At 71.7% G+C, this 15,736-nt stretch carries 12 protein-coding genes; 9 read left to right on the forward strand and 3 right to left on the reverse strand.

Annotation, left to right across the window (positions count from 1 at the left end):
• Positions 1–81: 81 nt before the first annotated feature.
• The 4 genes from ACZ6CL_RS15795 to ACZ6CL_RS15810 all read left to right on the forward strand — a co-directional run bounded on the left by ACZ6CL_RS15795 (position 82) and on the right by ACZ6CL_RS15810 (position 6,345).
• Positions 82–2,337, forward strand: coding sequence for a molybdopterin-dependent oxidoreductase (locus ACZ6CL_RS15795; protein ID WP_468936304.1), 2,256 nt, complete (start codon positions 82–84; stop codon positions 2,335–2,337).
• Positions 2,338–2,456: 119 nt separating this feature from the next.
• Positions 2,457–3,899, forward strand: coding sequence for a CitMHS family transporter (locus ACZ6CL_RS15800; protein WP_468936307.1), 1,443 nt, complete (start codon positions 2,457–2,459; stop codon positions 3,897–3,899).
• 2 nt (positions 3,900–3,901) lie between these two features.
• Positions 3,902–5,227, forward strand: a complete 1,326-nt coding sequence (locus tag ACZ6CL_RS15805; RefSeq protein WP_468936310.1) for an MFS transporter — start codon at positions 3,902–3,904, stop codon at positions 5,225–5,227.
• Positions 5,224–6,345 (forward strand): Zn-dependent alcohol dehydrogenase, encoded by a 1,122-nt coding sequence (locus ACZ6CL_RS15810; RefSeq protein WP_468936313.1) that lies wholly within the window; start codon positions 5,224–5,226, stop codon positions 6,343–6,345. The genes ACZ6CL_RS15805 and ACZ6CL_RS15810 overlap by 4 nt, the downstream gene beginning before the upstream one ends.
• Here ACZ6CL_RS15810 and ACZ6CL_RS15815 read toward each other — a convergent pair.
• Positions 6,342–6,863, reverse strand: coding sequence for a DUF402 domain-containing protein (locus ACZ6CL_RS15815; RefSeq protein WP_468936316.1), 522 nt, complete (start codon positions 6,861–6,863; stop codon positions 6,342–6,344). The two genes, ACZ6CL_RS15810 and ACZ6CL_RS15815, sit on opposite strands and share 4 nt — an antisense overlap.
• A 71-nt stretch (positions 6,864–6,934) precedes the next feature.
• Between ACZ6CL_RS15815 and ACZ6CL_RS15820 the strand changes: the two genes are divergently transcribed.
• Positions 6,935–7,570, forward strand: a complete 636-nt coding sequence (locus ACZ6CL_RS15820; protein WP_468936319.1) for a TetR/AcrR family transcriptional regulator — start codon at positions 6,935–6,937, stop codon at positions 7,568–7,570.
• Positions 7,571–7,604: 34 nt separating this feature from the next.
• On the opposite strand, the gene ACZ6CL_RS15825 is transcribed toward ACZ6CL_RS15820, so the two are convergent.
• Together ACZ6CL_RS15825 and ACZ6CL_RS15830 are read right to left on the reverse strand one after the other, a co-directional pair.
• On the reverse strand, positions 7,605–8,066 hold the full coding sequence (locus ACZ6CL_RS15825) for a MaoC family dehydratase (protein WP_468936325.1): 462 nt from the start codon (positions 8,064–8,066) through the stop codon (positions 7,605–7,607).
• A 231-nt stretch (positions 8,067–8,297) separates the two neighbouring features.
• Complete coding sequence (locus tag ACZ6CL_RS15830) at positions 8,298–8,909, reverse strand: hypothetical protein (protein ID WP_468936328.1); 612 nt, start codon at positions 8,907–8,909, stop codon at positions 8,298–8,300.
• Between the two features lie 188 nt (positions 8,910–9,097).
• Here ACZ6CL_RS15830 and ACZ6CL_RS15835 point away from each other — a divergent pair, with 188 nt between their 5' ends.
• From ACZ6CL_RS15835 to ACZ6CL_RS15850, 4 genes are all read left to right on the forward strand, one after another.
• Positions 9,098–11,923: a penicillin acylase family protein gene (locus ACZ6CL_RS15835; RefSeq protein WP_468936331.1), complete on the forward strand. Its 2,826-nt coding sequence runs from the start codon at positions 9,098–9,100 to the stop codon at positions 11,921–11,923.
• Between the two features lie 138 nt (positions 11,924–12,061).
• Entirely contained in the window at positions 12,062–13,114 is a 1,053-nt protein-coding gene (locus ACZ6CL_RS15840) for a LysR family transcriptional regulator (protein ID WP_468936333.1), read from the forward strand.
• 192 nt (positions 13,115–13,306) lie between these two features.
• Positions 13,307–14,083, forward strand: coding sequence for an SDR family oxidoreductase (locus ACZ6CL_RS15845; protein ID WP_468936335.1), 777 nt, complete (start codon positions 13,307–13,309; stop codon positions 14,081–14,083).
• Positions 14,080–15,723, forward strand: a complete 1,644-nt coding sequence (locus tag ACZ6CL_RS15850; RefSeq protein WP_468936337.1) for an AMP-binding protein — start codon at positions 14,080–14,082, stop codon at positions 15,721–15,723. Before ACZ6CL_RS15845 ends, ACZ6CL_RS15850 begins: the two co-directional genes overlap by 4 nt.
• Positions 15,724–15,736 lie beyond the last annotated feature (13 nt).

Here is a 15,736-nt window from a genome sequence, read left to right on the forward strand (position 1 = left end):
TCCGCACGAGCGGTACCCCGGTGGCATACCGGGCGGTATGGTGAGGCGCCGTCGCAGCCGTACCGTCCCCGGGAGGGACCGATGAGCCGTACCGCACTGCGTATCTGCCCGCTCTGCGAGGCCACTTGTGGGCTCACCCTGACCATCGAGGACGGCGCGGTCACCCGGGCGCGCGGCGATGCCGAGGATGTGTTCAGCCGGGGGTTCATCTGCCCCAAGGGCGCCTCGTTCGGGGAGCTGGACGGCGACCCCGACCGGCTGCGGGGGCCCCTCGTACGACGGGACGGGCAGCTGCGGGAAGCGTCGTGGGACGAGGCGTTCGACGCCGTCGCGGAGGGGTTCGGGACGGTCCTTGGAAACCACGGACCGCAGGCCACCGGGGTCGTCCTCGGCAACCCCACGGTCCACACCGTGGCCGGGGCGCTCTCCGTGCCGGTGCTGCTCGGCGCCCTCCGCACCCGCAACGTCTTCACCGCGAGCACCCTCGACCAGATGCCCAAGCACGTCTCCAGCGGGCTGATGTACGGGGACGCCTTCGCCATCCCGGTGCCCGATCTGGACCGTACGGACCACCTCCTCATGCTCGGCGCCAACCCGCTCGACTCCAACGGCAGCCTCTGCACCGCCCCCGACTTCCCCGGCCGGCTGCGCGCCCTGCGGCGGCGCGGCGGCAAGCTGGTGGTGATCGACCCGCGGCGCACCCGCACCGCCAAGCTGGCCGACCAGCATGTGGCCATCCGGCCCGGCACGGACGCGCTGCTGCTGTTCGCGATGGTGTGGGTGCTGTTCGACGAGGGGCTGGTGGACCCCGGGACGCTCGGCGCGCACCTCAGCGGCGTCGACGAGGTCAAGGAGCTGGCCGAGGGCTTCACCCCGGAGTCGGTGGCCGGGGCCTGCGACGTGCCCGCGGACGAGATCCGCACCCTGGCCCGCGAGTTCGCCGCCGCGCCCAGGGCGGTCGCGTACGGACGCGTCGGGGCGTCCACGGTCGAGTTCGGCACGCTCACCAGCTGGCTGGTCGATGTGCTCGGCGCGCTCACCGGCAATCTCGACCGGCCCGGCGGCATGATGTTCCCGCTCTCCGCGACCGGCGGATGGAAGCGCCCGGCGGCGCCCGGGAAGGGGTTCGCGCTCGGCCGCTGGCACAGCAGGGTCAGCGGCCATCCCGAGGCCAAGGGCGAGCTGCCCGCCGTCGCGCTCGCCGAGGAGATCGAGACGCCCGGCGAGGGGCGGATACGGGCGGTGCTGGCGATCGCGGGGAACCCCGTACTGTCCGCGCCGGACGGCGACCGGCTCGACCGGGCGCTGGCCGGGCTCGACTTCATGGTCAGCGTCGACCCGTATCTGAACGAGACCTCGCGCCACGCCCACGTCGTGCTGCCGCCGCCCCCGCCCAGCCAGAGCCCGCACTTCGACTACGCCTTCAACGGCTTCGCCATCCGCAACCAGGTCCGCTACACCCGCCCCGCGGTCCCGCTCGACCCCGGCCGGATGGCCGAGACCGAGATCCTGGCCCGGGTGGTGCTGTGCCTGAGCGGTCAGCACGGCGCCGACCCGGCGGCGGTGGACGCCATGGTGATCGATGCGACGCTCGGCAAGGCCGTCGCCGACCCCACCGCACCGGTGTACGGGCGCGACGCCGCCGAACTCGCCGCCCACCTGACCGGGCTCACCGGCGCCGAACGGCGGCTGGACATGATGCTGCGCCTCGGCCCCTACGGCGAGGGCTTCGGCGCCGACCCGGACGGCCTCACCCTGGACCGGGTGCTCGCCCATCCGCACGGCATCGACCTCGGACCGCTGAGCCCCCGGGTCCCCGCGCTGCTGAAGACCCGCAGCGGCACGGTGGAGCTGTGCCCGGAGCCGATCGCCGCCGATGTGGGGCGGCTGCGCCGGGCGCTGGACGCGCGGCCCGGTGAACTCCTGCTGGTCGGCCGCCGCCATCTGCGCTCCAACAACAGCTGGATGCACAACGTCCCGGCGCTGATGGGCGGCAGCAACCGCTGCACGCTCCACGTGCACCCGGACGACGCGGCGCGGCTCGGGCTGAGGAGCGCCGGGCTCGCCCGGGTCACCGGCGACGGGGGCGAGCTGGAGGTCCGGGTGGAAGTGACGGACACCGTGCGCACCGGAGTGGTGAGCCTGCCGCACGGCTGGGGCCATGCCCGCCCCGGCACCCGGCTCACGGTCGCGCAGGCCGATCCGGGGGTCAACGTCAACCAGCTCATCGACGGCTCCCGGCTGGACCCGCTGTCCGGTACGGCGGTGCTCAACGGGTTCCCCGTGCGGGTGACGGCCCTTCCGCTCACCGTGACCATGACCCCCCAAGGGGACTGACCTGGGGTTTTGCGCTTATTGCTCACACGTCAAGACCTTGTTAACGCCAAGTTGCGGCACCTAGCGTCGCCTCGACCGCCAAATCTGGGGGAGTTCAAAGGCGAACGTGAGGTAGCCACATGCTGACAATCCTCGGTTTCGTCATGATCGCTACATTCCTTGTTTTGATCATGATGAAGAAGATGTCCCCGATGGGTGCGCTGGTGCTCATCCCGGCGCTCTTCTGCGTCCTCGTCGGGAAGGGGGCGCACCTCGGTGATTACGTCATCGATGGCATCGGGGAGCTGGCACCCACCGCCGCGATGCTGTTCTTCGCGATCATCTACTTCGGGGTGATGATCGACGTCGGCCTGTTCGACCCGATCGTCCGGGCCATCCTGCGGTTCTGCAAAGCGGACCCGATGCGGGTCGTGGTCGGCACCGCGGTGCTCGCGGCGATCGTGTCGCTCGACGGCGACGGTTCCACCACCTTCATGATCACGGTGTCGGCCATGGTGCCGCTCTACCGGAAGCTGAAGATGAGCCTGGTCGTGATGACCGGTGTCGCCGCCATGGCCAACGGTGTCATGAACACGCTCCCCTGGGGCGGTCCGACCGCCCGCGCGGCCGCCGCGCTCAAGGTCGACGCGAGCGACATCTTCGTCCCGATGATCCCCGCCCTCGCGGTCGGTCTGCTCTTCGTCTTCGCCCTCTCGTACGGTCTCGGACTGCGCGAGCGCAAGCGCCTCGGCGTGCTGACCCTCGACGAGGTCACCGCGGGCGACCCGGAGACGGTGCTGGTCGGCGCGGGCGGCGGCTCGGGCAAGGGCGTCAGCCTGGGCAAGCCGGGCAAGGGCACCGGCGGCGCCGGTGGCGGTACGGACGCGGAGGCCCCCGCGGGCGGCCCGGCGGCGAACGGAGCGGACGAGGAGGAGGACGAGTTCAAGGGCCTCGACCCGAACCGCGCCACCCTGCGTCCCAAGCTCTACTGGTTCAACGCGGCGCTCACCGTCGGCCTGCTGGCCCTGATGATCACCGAGACGCTGGACATCCCGGTCCTCTTCCTGCTGGCCGCCGCCATCGCGCTCACGGTCAACTTCCCGCGCATGGCCGACCAGAAGGCCCGGGTCGCCGCCCACGCCGAGAACGTCGTCAACGTCTCCGGCATGGTCTTCGCCGCCGCCGTCTTCACCGGTGTCCTGACCGGCACCGGCATGGTCGAGAACATGGCCCGCTGGGTCGTCGACGGCGTCCCCGACGCCATGGGTCCGCAGATGGGCCTGATCACCGGTCTGCTGTCGATCCCGTTCACCTACTTCATGTCCAACGACGGCTTCTACTTCGGCATCGTGCCGATCCTCGCCGAGGCGGGTCACACCCACGGCGTCTCCGCGCTGGAGATCGCCCGCGCCTCGCTCGTCGGCCAGGCCCTGCACATGTCGAGCCCGCTCGTCCCCGCCGTCTACGTGCTGGTCGGCATGGCCAAGGTCGAATTCGGCGACCACACCAAGTTCACGGTGAAGTGGGCGGTGCTCACCTCCCTGGTGGTGCTCGCCGCCGGACTGGCATTCGGCATCATCTGACCGTGACGATTTCGGAGCCCGGTAGGGGCTGGCTGCTGCGCCTGGTCATCGCCTTCTCCTTCGCGCAGGGGGCGGTGAGCATGGCCAGACCGGCCGTCTCCTACCGGGCTCTCGCGCTGGGCGCAGACGCCCGCGCGGTCGGCGTGATCGCGGGCATCTACGCGCTGCTGCCGCTGTTCGCCGCCGTACCGCTCGGGCGGCGCACCGACCACGGCCGGTGCGCTCCGCTGCTGCCGGTCGGTGTCGTGCTCATCGCCGCCGGATGCGGGCTCAGCGGCACGGCGGACTCGCTGCCGGAAATGGCCGCGTGGAGCGGGGTGATGGGGCTGGGCCATCTGTCCTTCGTCATCGGCGCGCAGTCACTCGTCGCCCGTCAGAGCGCCCCGGCCGACCAGGACCGCAACTTCGGCCACTTCACCGTCGGCGCCTCGCTCGGCCAGCTGATCGGGCCCATCGCCGCCGGACAGCTCGTCTCCGGCCACGACGGCGCGCTGGCCCGCACCAGCGCCGCCGCGCTCTTCGTCGCCGCCGCCGTCGCGGCCTGTTCGGTCACCTCGCTGTGGCGGATCGAGCACCGGCCGGCGGACGGCTGGGTGAAGAAGCCCGCCGGGGAATCCTCCGCCCGGCGGGTGCCGGTGTTCGGCATCCTGCGCACCCGCGGGGTCGCCTCCGGCATCTTCATCAGCCTCGCCGTGCTCTCCGCCACCGACATCCTCACCGCCTATCTGCCCGTCGTCGGCGAACAGCGCGCCATCTCGCCCGCCGTCGTCGGCGTGCTGCTCAGCCTGCGCGCCGCCGCCACCGTCGCCTGCCGCCTGGTGATGACCCCGATGATCCGGCTGATGGGCCGTACCGTGCTGATGGCCGTCAGCTGTCTGGGCGCCGGTCTGCTGTGCGCGGCCGTCGCCCTGCCGCTGCCCGCCTGGGCGCTCGGTGTGCTGCTCGCCGCGCTCGGCTTCTGCCTCGGCGTCGGCCAGCCGCTGTCCATGAGCACCGTCGTCCAGGCCGCGCCCGACGAGGCGCGCAGCACCGCCCTCGCGCTGCGGCTCACCGGCAACCGCCTCGGCCAGGTCGCCGCGCCCGCCTCGGCCGGACTGCTGGCCGGGCTCGCGGGCACCGCCGCGCCCTTCGTCATGCTCGGCGTGCTGCTGCTCGCCTCGGCGGCGATAGCCGTACGGCCCCTCCGGCGCACCCCGGGTGACGCGGCCCTTCCGGCCCCGCGCGAACCCCGGCGCGGCCCCGGGGCGGAGCGGAGCGCGGTTTCGGGGAGGTGCGGGCCGGGGGAGGAAACATCGGCCCGCACCGACCCCGAGGAGCCCACGCCATGACCCGCGCCGCCGTCCTTCCCGCCATCGGCAGTCCGCTCCGCGTCCAGGACATCGAGATCCCCGACCCGGGGCCCGGGCAGGTGCGGGTGCGGCTCGCCGCGGCCGGGGTCTGCCACTCGGATCTGTCGCTGTCCAACGGAACGCTCCGCCAGCCCGTCCCCGCCGTCCTCGGCCACGAGGGCTCGGGCACCGTGACGGCGGTCGGCGACGGCGTGACGGGGATCGTCCCGGGCGACGCCGTCGTCCTCAACTGGGCCCCGTCCTGCGGTACCTGCCACTACTGCGGCCTCGGCGAGCCCTGGCTGTGCGCCAGGGCCGGGGATGCCGCGACCGCGCCGTACGCCACGCTCTCCGCCGACGGCAGCGCGCTGTACCCGGGGCTGGGCACGGCCGCGTTCGCCGAGGAGACCGTCGTACCGGCGCGCGCCCTGCTCCCGCTGCCGGACGGCGTCCCGCTCACCGATGGAGCGCTGCTGGGGTGCGCGGTGCTCACCGGCTACGGCGCCGTCCACCACAGCGCCCAGGTGCGCCCCGGTGAGTCGGTCGCCGTCTTCGGTATCGGCGGGGTCGGCCTCGCCGTGCTCCAGGCGGCGCGCATCGCGGGCGCCGGGACGATCGTCGCGGTGGATGTGTCACCGGAGAAGGAGGAACTGGCCCGGGCGGCGGGCGCGACCGAGTTCGTCCTGAGTGGCGGAAGCGGCGGAAGCGGCGAGTCCGGCGAAAAGGGTGCAGACGACCCGGTCAAGCGGATCCGTGCCCTCACCGGCGGCCACGGCGCCGACGCCGCCGTCGAATGCGTCGGCCGCGCCGACACCATCCGCACCGCCTGGTCCGCCACCCGTCGCGGCGGCCGGACGACCGTGGTCGGCATCGGCGGCAAGGACCAGCCGGTCACCTTCTCGGCGCTGGAGCTGTTCTACTTCGGCCGCACCCTCTCCGGCTGTGTCTACGGCAACAGTGACCCGGCCCGCGACCTCCCCGTCCTCGCCGAGCACATCCGCGCGGGACGGTTCGACCTGTCGGCCATGGTGACCGAGCGGATCGGCCTGGACGGCATCCCGGCCGCCTTCGACGCGATGCTCGCGGGCCGCGGCGGCCGGGCCATCGTCACCTTCTAACCGCCGTTTTCACCCGCCACCATGGCCAGCCACGGCCGGTACGCCTTCCCGAACGGCTCGGCGCCACCCTTGACCGCCTCCATCAGCCACTGCCCCGCCGCCTCCGCCCGGGCGATGACGTCCGCCGGATACCCGTACCGCACCTGGTGCTCCGCGAACTCGTCCTCGTCCACCAGCAGCGTCGCCCCGTCGGACCGCTTCCGGATCACGTCCAGATCCAGGTCGACCATCTCGACCTCGTCCGGCGAGACCCACTCCACCGGAGTGGTGATGTCGCAGTACACCTCGGTCGAGCGCGGCGGGGCGTTGAACACCGCGGTCCACCATGTCCCGCGCGGGAAGAGGATCACATGGGCGCACTCGATGGGCACCTCGGGACCGTGCCCCTTGCGCATCACCGAGTCGGCGGGCAGCCCCAGCCACACCCCGTGCTCGTCCTCACCCAGTCTGCGCATGCGCAGGTTCCAGTGCAGAGTGCCGTCGTACTTCCGGTAGTTGACCTGGACCTGAGAGGGCATGGGAGCGATCCTAACGTTCGGCCGGAGAAGGGTCCTAAGCGCTTGCTCACCCTCCGTGTAGGGTGTCCGCCATGGACGTGGAGCGGAAGAACGCCGGGGGCCGGGCCGAGGCGTGGGGAGACATTACGCCGGACGCTGCCCGGCGGCTGGTGAGTGCCGCCGTGCACGCCTTCGCGGAACGCGGCTATCACGCCACCACCACGCGGGACATCGCCGGGCGCGCCGGGATGAGTCCGGCCGCGCTCTACATCCACTACAAGACCAAGGAAGAGCTGCTCTACCAGATCAGCAAGGTCGGCCACCGGCTCGCGCTGGACATCCTGGAGGAGGCGCGGGACGGGAGCGGGGCCCCCGCCGAGCGGCTTGCCGCGGCGGTGCGGGGCTTCGTGCGGTGGCACGCCGAGCACCACACGACCGCGCGGGTGGTGCAGTATGAGCTGGGCGCGCTCGGCGAAGAGCACCACGCCGAGGTCATCGCCATGCGGCGGGACACGGACGCCGCGGTGCGCTCGATCATCGAGGACGGGGTGCGGGCGGGCGACTTCGACGTGGCGGACGTGCGGGGCACCACGGTCGCGGTCCTGTCGCTGTGCATCGACGTCGCCCGCTGGTTCAACGCGCGGGGGCGCAGCACGCCCGACGAGGTCGGCGACCTCTATGCCGGGCTGGTGCTGCGCATGGTCGGCGCGGAAGGCGCGGGCTCCTAGCGCAGGCGCGGGCTCCTGAAGAGGGTCCGGGCTCCTAGAGGTAGAAGCGGGACACCGATTCCGCCACGCACGCCGGTTTGGTGGCGCCCTCGCGCTCGACGGTGACCGTGAGCGTCAGCTGGATTCCGTCCTTCACCTCGGTCACCTCGGCGATGCGGCCCGTGGCGCGCAGCCGCGAGCCGACCGGGACGGGGGAGGGGAAGCGGACCTTGTTCGAGCCGTAGTTGACACCCATCCGTACGCCCTCGACGCCCAGCAGCTGCGGGCTGAAGTGCGGCAGCAGGGACAGGGTCAGATAGCCGTGCGCGATGGTCGTGCCGAAGGGGCCCGCGGCGGCCTTCTCGGCGTCGACGTGGATCCACTGGTGGTCGCCGGTCGCCTCGGCGAACAGGTCGATCCGCTTCTGGTCGATCTCCAGCCAGTCGGTGGGGCCGAGTTCCTCGCCGACCGCGGCCCGCAGTTCCTCGGGCGAGGTGAAGATCCTGGGCTCTGCCATGTGTGCTGCCTCCCGGGCGACGCGCGATGCGGCTGAATGCGGCTAAGCGACTGCTCAGCATGCTCGGGTGGCCCGGGTCCTGTCAACGTTCCCGGCTGCGCGCCGTCCGCACAGCCACTCCGTCCGCGGAGCCACTCCGTACGGCGACTCCGCGCAGCCACTCCGTACAGCCGCGCCGTTCGGGCGCGCCCGCCGCTCCCGGCGAGCGCGCCCCCGGCCCGGGGCCGGGCCTCAGGCCGCCGCGTACCGCGTCACGCAGCCGGTGCGCCGGGAGGCCGACAGTGCCTCGGTGGTGAGCAGCGGGACCGGCACCACGATGCCGCAGTCCTCGCAGACCGGTCCGGCCGCGGGATAGCGGTCCAGCTCCTCGCGCCAGACCAGCCGGTCCTGGGCGCAGACCGGGCAGGCCGATCCGGGTCCCGCCTCCATGGCCACGATCAGCCGCCGCAGCACGTCGGCGAGGCGGCCGTCGGGATGGGTCGAGGGAGATTCGCACGGCATGATGTCGCAGCCGCCCCAGGTGTGCAGGTGCCAGTCGTCGACGGCGCTGGGCTGCCGGATGCCGTGGTGTTTCTCCAGCCTGCGCCGGGCGGCGAAGTCCGCCTCGTACGCGAGCCACAGGGTGCGGGCCTCCTCGAGTTCTTCGAGTGCCGTGATCAAACGTGTGGGTTCAGGACGACGGTCCTCCGGGATGATCCCGGTCCTGGTGCACAGATGGTGCCAGGTCGCCCGGTGCCCGTACGGCGCGAACCGTTCCAGGCATTTGCGCAGCGATGTGCGCCGGGCGGTGACGTGTCTGCGTGGATTGCGAACCTCTCGTGCGAGTGCTCTGAAACCGGCCACTTCTTACCACCTCCGCGTTGTGCGGACCCGACTCGTTGTCGAATGGACGTAACGCAGCGCGATCCGGATCCATCGTGTTTCCAGAAAGTCGCGAGGCAATCGGAAGAAGGAAGTTGACGGCCGCTCATCTTCCGGGGTTGTTGTACCGCCGGTAACCTCGCCCTCAACTGCATCCGGGAGGAGCGGATATGCGTTTAAGAACCGGCAGGCTCACCCGTGTCGCGGTCGCCGCGGCCGCGGTGTTGGCGCTCGGCGCCACGTTCGCGGCCCCGCTGCCGCAAGAGGCTCAGGCGGCGCCCGCCGCCCGGGCCGCCACCGACTACTGCGGGGGGCAGTGCTCCGACATCCTGCCCCCCGGTGCGACCGGCAACGCGACCCTGGCCGACATCCTCGCCAACCGGGTGTTCGGCACCCGACCCGCGCACAGCGCCGACCAGCTCGGCCCGTACAACGACCTGGCCCAGGGCTATCCGTCGCTCACCGACGACAAGCTGAACACCTTCTTCAACGACTCGTCGTTCGGGGTCCCCGCGGACCAGGTCGAGTCGGTCACCAAGCCCCGCGACGACGTCACGATCACCCGGGACAAGAAGACCGGCGTCCCGCACATCCAGGGCACCACCCGCGAGGGCACCGAGTTCGGCGCCGGATACGCGGCCGCCCAGGACCGGTTGTGGCTGATGGACCTCTTCCGCCATGTGGGACGCGGCGAGCTGACCTCCTTCGCCGGGGGCGCCGCGTCCAACCAGGGCCTGGAACAGGACTTCTTCCGCCAGGCGCCGTACGCCGAGGCGGACTATCAGGCGCAGATCGACTACATCCTGGCCACCGGCGGCGAGCGCGGAAAACAGGCGCTCGCCGATGCCCAGGCGTACGTCGACGGCATCAACGCCTACGCCAAGAAGGCGAAGGACGCCCGCAACTTCCCCGGCGAGTACGTGCTCACCGGGCACATCGACGCGATCACCAACGCCGGTGAGATCCAGCCCTTCAAGCTCACCGACCTGATAGCCCTGGCCTCCGTCGTCGGCGCCCTCTTCGGCAACGGCGGCGGCGGCGAGGTGGAAGGCGCGCTGTCGATGCTCGCCGCCCAGCAGAAGTACGGCCTCGCCGAAGGCACCAAGGTCTGGGAGTCCTTCCGGCAGCGCAACGACCCGGAGGCCGTGCTGACCGTCCGCGACGGCAAGAGCTTCCCGTACGCGGACAAGCCAGCCGACGCCAAGGGCACCGCCATGCCCGACCCCGGCTCCGTCAGCCCCGAACAGCTCGTCTACGACCGTGAGGGCGGCGCCACCGCCGCCGGGGCCAAGGCCCGCACCACGGTCAAGGCGCCCGCCAAGCTCGACAAGCTGCGCGGCATCTACGACGACGGGGTGCTGCCCCGCGATCTGTTCAGTCGCAAGAAGGGCATGTCCAACGCGCTCGTGGTCTCCGGCAAGTACACCGCCAGCGGCCACCCGGTCGCCGTCTTCGGCCCGCAGACCGGCTACTTCGCCCCGCAGCTGCTGATGCTCCAGGAACTCCAGGGTCCCGGGATCAGCGCCCGCGGCGCCTCCTTCGCGGGCGTCGGCATGTACGTCCAGCTCGGGCGCGGCCAGGACTACGCGTGGAGCGCCACCACCTCCGCGCAGGACGTCACCGACACCTACGCGGTCGAGCTGTGCTCACCGGACGGCTCCGCACCGCAGAAGGACTCGACGTACTACCGCTACCACGGCGACTGCCTGCCCATGGACAAGCTGGAGCGGCGCAACGCCTGGAGGCCCACCGTCGCCGACTCCACCGCCGCTGGCTCCTACCGGATGCAGGTGTACCGCACCAAGTACGGCCTGGTCACCCATCGCGCCACGGTCGGCGGCAAACCCGTCGCCTACACCTCGCTGCGCGCCACCTATCGCCATGAGGCCGACTCGATCGTCGGCTTCCAGATGCTCAACGACCCGGGCTACGTGACCGACGCGAAGTCCTTCCAGAGCGCCGCCCAGCACATCAACTACACCTTCAACTGGTTCTACGCCGACTCCCGGCAGGCCGCCTACTACAACAGCGGGCTCAACATGCGGCGCGCCGACGGCGTCGATCCGTCGCTGCCGGTCAAGGCCGAACCGGCGTATGAGTGGCGGGACTTCGACCCGGCGGTCAACACCGCCGCGTACACCCCGCCCGCCGAACACCCCCAGTCCATCGACCAGGACTACTACATCAGCTGGAACAACAAGCTCGCCAAGGACTACGGCGCCGCGGGCTTCGGCAACGGCTCCGTGCACCGCGGCAACCTGCTCGACGACCGGGTGCGCGCCCTGGTCAAGAAGGGCGGGGTGACCCGCGCCGCGCTCACCAGGGCGATGGGCGAGGCCGCCGTCACCGACCTGCGCGGTGAGGACGTGCTGCCCGAACTGCTGAAGGTGCTGCGCGGCAAGCCGATCGACGACCCGGCGGTGGCCTCCGCCGTGCAGCGCCTTGAGTCCTGGGAGGCGGCGGGTTCGCAGCGCCGCGAGACCAGCGCGGGCTCGAAGACCTACGGGCACGCGGACGCGGTGCGCATCATGGACGCGTGGTGGCCGCTGCTGGTCGAAGCCGAGTTCAAACCGGGCCTCGGCGACGAGCTGTACGACGCGCTGCGCGCCAACCTGAGCGTCGACGAAGCGCCCTCGGCGGGCCACGGACCGACCGGTTCGCACGCCGGATCGTCGTTCCAGTACGGCTGGTGGTCCTACGTCGACAAGGATCTGCGCGCGATCCTCGGCGAGGACGTCAAGGGCCCGCTCGCCAAGCGGTACTGCGGCGGCGGCGAGCTGAGCGCCTGCCGTGACACCCTGCTCAGCAGCCTCAAGCAGGCCGCCGCCAAGCCCGCCACCGCGGTCTACCCCGGCGACGAGAACTGCTCGGCGGGCGACCAGTGGTGCGCCGACTCCATCATCCAGCGCACGGTCGGCGGACTGACCCACGACAAGATCAGCTGGCAGAACCGTCCCACCTACCAGCAAGTGGTGGAGTTCGCGCGGCACCGCTGAGCGCGTTCTTCCGGTATTTCCCGTTGATTCCGCCGTGAATTCCTGAATAGCCCCGCCGGACCCGGTCGGGAAATGCGCTGCACTATGCTCGGAATCGTCAGGGGAGCGTTTTCTTGTACGGGGGAGCAGAAGACCGGGATGTCCTCAAGCGATCGGTGGCAGTACCCGGCGGCGCTGCTGGACACCACGATGGATCAACTGCGCACACTGCTCGCGGTCCATGAGACCGGTACGGCGCTCGGCGCCGCCCGGCTGCTGGGCCGCGAGCAGTCCAGCGTTCAGAAACAGCTCGACACGATGAACCGGAACTTCGGCACCCTGTGCGGAGAACCGCTCGTCCTCAAACGCGGCCGCAGCCGGAATGTGCTCTTCACCGCCACCGGGGAGAGCCTCGCCGAACTCGCCCGCGGCACGCTGCGCGGGTGGCAGGAGGAACTGCGCGAGTGCCGCCGACGGCTCGGCGGCCGCCTGGCCGTCGGCTCCACCCGCTACACCCTCGGCTTCCTGCTGAACGCCGTGGAACTGGTCACCGAGGACTTCGGGCGCCGCGGCGTCGAGCTGAAGGTCGAGCACGTCCGCACCAGGGACCTGCTCGACCGGCTCGGCTCCAAGGAACTCGACCTGGTCTGCGGCAGCGTGCTGGCCAGCGGAAGCGAGAACCGGGGGCTGGAGGGCTTCGAGGTGATGGAGTGGCGGCGCAGCGGCCTGTCCCTGGTCACCAACCTCGGCGCCGGGGAACTGCCCGGCCCCTCCGTCGCGGTGAGCGACCTGCCCGGGGTGCCGCTCGCGGTCTCCGCGGACGGCCTCATCCCCGGTTTCCTGCGCGGCTGGTTCGGCGGCCGCTACCGCCAGGAGCTGGACATCGCGGCCGAGATCGACACCGTGCAGTACGGCCTCGAACTGCTCTCCTCGGGCGTGCTGAACGGCGGCGTGCTGGTCACCCAGGGCATCGGCGACGCGGTGGCCGACGGGCGGCTGCGGACCGGCGCCGGGCTGCGCACGCTGGAGCTGGCCGATGACCTCGCGCCGGAGCTGGACGTGCTCGTCGGGGTCTTCGTACGGGCCGGCGAGCGCGCCGCGCAGGACGACGACCACCCGCTCAACGTGCTGTGGAACGCCCTCGCGGGGGAGAACGCCCGCTGGCGCCGGGTCATCGGCGACCAGCGCCCCCGGAGCCCGCGCGACCGGTAGCCCCGGCACCCGCGCGACCGGTAGCCCCCGCGCCCGCGCAACCGGAAGTCCTCGCTCCGCACAGTCGGCCCGGCGTCATCTCCCCGTCGGTCCCGCGCCCCCTTCCCTTCAACATACCGACTGGTTAGTCTGCCGGTGCGGCCGGGCCGATCCGGGCCGACGGCCGCGCCGCATCCGAGGAGCGTCTCAATCGTGGATACCGTGCGTGGAGCGCGAGTTGTCGTCACCGGGGCGGGAGGCGGCATCGGTGCCGCCCTGGCCCGCCGCTTCGCCGCCGAGGGCGCCCAGGTCGTGGTCAACGACCTCGACGCGGCCCGGGTGGAGACCGTCGCCGCCGAGATCGGCGGCACCGCCGTCTCCGGCGACGCCTCCGCGGTGGTGCCGGAAGCCCAGGACGCGCTCGGCGGGGTCATCGACATCTTCTGCGCCAACGCGGGCGTCGGCCACGGCGGCGGCCCCGAGGCCGACGAGGCGCTGTGGGCCGAGTCCTGGGACGTCAATGTGATGGCCCATGTCCGGGCCGCCCGCGCGCTGCTCCCCGACTGGCTGGAGCGCGGCGAGGGCCGTTTCGTCTCCACCGTGTCCGCCGCCGGGCTGCTCACCATGGTCGGCTCGGCGCCGTACAGCGTCTCCAAGCACGCGGCGCTCGCCTTCGCCGAATGGCTCTCGGCCACCTACCGCCACCGCGGCATCCAGGTGCACGCCGTCTGCCCGCAGGGCGTGCGCACCACCATGCTGGAGGACAGCGGAGCCGCCGGGGAGCTGGTGCTCCGGCCCACCGCGATCGAACCGGAGGAGGTCGCCGACGCCGTGCTGAAGGGCATCGCCGAGAACCGGTTCCTGATCCTGCCGCACCTCGAGGTGTCCGACTTCTACGTCGCCCGCGCCACCGACACCGACCGGTGGCTGCGGGGCATGAACCGGGTGCAGCGCACCCTCGAAGAGAACGAAGAGAGGCCGCCCCGATGACGTCGTACCAGGACCAGCCGTGGCTCGCCCAGCTCACCGCGAAGCAGCGGGAGCCGATCACCCCGCGGCCGAGCGTGCTGCACGCCTTCCGGGAGGCCGTGCGCGACGCCCCGGACCACCCAGCGATCGCCTACTTCGACGGCCGGGTCACCTACCGGGAGCTGGACGAGCTGTCGGACGGGCTGGCGGGCCACCTCGCCGGGCGCGGCTTCGCCCCCGGCGACCGGCTCGCGATCATGCTGCAGAACACCCCGCACTTCGTGATCGCGCTGCTCGGCGCGTGGAAGGCGGGCGCGGCCGTGGTCCCCGTCAACCCCATGTACAAGGGCGGCGAACTCACCCACATCCTGACCGACGCCGAGGTCACCGCGCTGGTGTGCGCCCGCACCGGCTGGGAGGCGTACATACGGGAGACGGCCGCGGGCACCCCGGTGCGCATCGCGCTCACCGCCGACGCGTACGACTTCCAGACCCGCGACGACGAGCGGGTGCTGCGCGACGAGCGCGTCCCGGTCCCCGCGGACACCGACGACCTCCTCGCGGTCGCCCGCGGCGGCGCCCGGCCGCCCGCCGTCCATGAGCCCGCGCCCGGCGACACCGCGCTGATCAGCTATACGTCCGGCACCAGCGGCACCCCCAAGGGCGCCATCAACACCCACGTCAACGTCTCCTACAACGCCGACCGGCAGCATCTCCTCCACGAGCTGCCCCCGGGCTCGGCGATCTTCGCGCTGGCGCCGCTGTTCCACATCACCGGAATGGTCTGCGAGCTGGGCGCGAGCCTCGCCGGGGCGGGCACGCTCGCGCTGGCGTACCGCTTCGAGACCGGCGTCGTGCTGGACGCGTTCGCCGAACACCGGCCCGCGTACACCGTCGGCCCCTCCACCGCCTTCATGGCGCTGATGGCCCATCCGGAGGCGACCCGCGACCACTTCTCGTCCTTCCGGATCGTCTCCTCCGGCGGTGCCCCGCTGCCGCCCGCGCTGGTCGAGCGGTTCGAGTCGGCCCTCGGCCTGTATCTGCACAACGGTTACGGGCTCACCGAGTGCACCGCTCCCTGCGCCAGCGTGCCGCCCGGCGTACGGGCCCCCGTCGACCCGAAGTCCGGCACCCTGGCGGTCGGTGTGCCCGGTGCGGACACCGTCGTACGGATCGCCGGTGACGACGGCGAGGACATGCCGTTCGGCGAGCCCGGCGAGATCGTGGTGAGCGGCCCCATGGTCGTCCCCGGCTACTGGCGCCGCCCCGACGCCACGGAGGCCGGAATGCCCGGGGGCGAACTGCGCACCGGGGACATCGGCTTCATGGACGAGGACGGCTGGCTGTATGTCGTCGACCGCAAGAAGGACATGATCAACGCCTCCGGATTCAAGGTGTGGCCCCGCGAGGTCGAGGACGTGCTCTACACTCACCCCGCCGTCCGTGAGGCGGCCGTCGTCGGCAAGCCGCACCCCTACCGGGGCGAAACGGTCAAGGCGTACGTGAGTCTGCGGCCCGGGGCCGAGGTCACGCCGGACGAGCTGGCCGCGTACTGCGCGGACCGGCTCGCCGCGTACAAGTACCCGCGGGAGGTCGACATCCTGCCCGAACTCCCGAAGACGACCAGTGGGAAGATCCTCCGACGAGAACTGCGAGGATGAGAACGGAAGAGAA

The sequence above is a fragment of the Streptomyces sp. NPDC041200 genome (assembly GCF_055591805.1).

What these genes read in the sequence shown, in the direction of transcription:
- ACZ6CL_RS15795 (WP_468936304.1), top strand. Translation starts at nt 82, where the DNA reads ATGAGCCGTACCGCACTGCGTATCTGCCCGCTCTGCGAGGCCACTTGT.
- ACZ6CL_RS15800 (WP_468936307.1), top strand. Translation starts at nt 2,457, where the DNA reads ATGCTGACAATCCTCGGTTTCGTCATGATCGCTACATTCCTTGTTTTG.
- ACZ6CL_RS15810 (WP_468936313.1), top strand. Translation starts at nt 5,224, where the DNA reads ATGACCCGCGCCGCCGTCCTTCCCGCCATCGGCAGTCCGCTCCGCGTC.
- ACZ6CL_RS15815 (WP_468936316.1), bottom strand. Translation starts at nt 6,863, where the DNA reads ATGCCCTCTCAGGTCCAGGTCAACTACCGGAAGTACGACGGCACTCTG.
- ACZ6CL_RS15820 (WP_468936319.1), top strand. Translation starts at nt 6,935, where the DNA reads ATGGACGTGGAGCGGAAGAACGCCGGGGGCCGGGCCGAGGCGTGGGGA.
- ACZ6CL_RS15825 (WP_468936325.1), bottom strand. Translation starts at nt 8,066, where the DNA reads ATGGCAGAGCCCAGGATCTTCACCTCGCCCGAGGAACTGCGGGCCGCG.
- ACZ6CL_RS15835 (WP_468936331.1), top strand. Translation starts at nt 9,098, where the DNA reads ATGCGTTTAAGAACCGGCAGGCTCACCCGTGTCGCGGTCGCCGCGGCC.
- ACZ6CL_RS15840 (WP_468936333.1), top strand. Translation starts at nt 12,062, where the DNA reads ATGTCCTCAAGCGATCGGTGGCAGTACCCGGCGGCGCTGCTGGACACC.
- ACZ6CL_RS15850 (WP_468936337.1), top strand. Translation starts at nt 14,080, where the DNA reads ATGACGTCGTACCAGGACCAGCCGTGGCTCGCCCAGCTCACCGCGAAG.